This window comes from Roseomonas sp. 18066, from assembly GCF_902706185.1.
Lineage (GTDB): Bacteria > Pseudomonadota > Alphaproteobacteria > Acetobacterales > Acetobacteraceae > Pseudoroseomonas.
In genome coordinates this window covers 1-441 of sequence record NZ_CACSJM010000366.1, presented here as the reverse complement: position 1 = coordinate 441, position 441 = coordinate 1, and the positions used below count along the sequence as shown (strand labels likewise).

The window sequence follows — 441 nt, the reverse complement described above, 5'->3', positions numbered from 1 at the left end:
GGTCACCACGGTGGCGGATGCGCAGGCGATGCAGGCCGCCATCGCGGGCGCGCGGCTGGCCGAGCTGCCGGCATCGCATCTCTCGAACATCGAGGCCCCGCAGGCCTTCGATGCCGCGCTCGCGGATTTCCTGCAGAGGAACTAGGACCGCATCCATGGAACAGCCACAGCCGTCCAACCCCCGCTGGAAGCACCGTCCGCCCGGCTCCACCTGGGGCGATTTCGGACCCGACGACCAGCGGGGCCGCCTGAACCTGCTCACGCCCGAGAAGGTGCGCCAGGGCGTGGCCGAGGTGCGCGAGGGCCTGGCCTTCGCGCTCAGCCTGCCGCTGGACTATCCGGGCGGCAGCGCGCTCAACCCGAACCGCCACCCGCCGGTGCTCCGCCCCACGCTGCGCAAGGGGCTGGTCAACTTCAACTGCCTGATGGCCGAGCTGGAGC

At 71.4% G+C, this 441-nt stretch carries 1 pseudogene; it reads left to right on the top strand.

The annotated features are described in order from the left end of the window. Positions 1-155 precede the first annotated feature (155 nt). Positions 156-441, top strand: a pseudogene (locus GVN67_RS29250) (cyclase family protein); the annotation flags it as partial.